Annotated in this window: 1 protein-coding gene; it reads right to left on the bottom strand. The window is 44.0% G+C overall.

What is annotated here, in order from left to right:
• The coding region (locus SB749_RS20590) for a hypothetical protein (RefSeq protein WP_410711950.1) at positions 1–243 on the bottom strand (243 nt) is incomplete at both ends.

Genomic DNA, 243 nt, shown 5'->3' with positions numbered 1-243 from the left:
CACCTGTAAGCTTTTTAGCTTGCTCTTCAGTGAGTCCTAATTGCGCTCTAAGCTTTCCTTGAGATACTTGACTATCATTGGCCATCTTTGCTCCTAGTGTTCCCACTGCAGCAGTAAGTGCACCAAGACCAGCGACTCCAGCAGCTAACGCACCAACAAGACCAACTTTAATTCCTGAAGAATATTTAGACATAATGCCATCTGTTTTTTGCGTTGATTGCCCTACATCATCCTGACTATCAG

The sequence above is a fragment of the Brevibacterium sp. SIMBA_078 genome (assembly GCF_046534565.1).
Lineage (GTDB): Bacteria > Actinomycetota > Actinomycetes > Actinomycetales > Brevibacteriaceae > Brevibacterium.
This window is presented reverse-complemented; position numbering and strand designations above follow the sequence as displayed.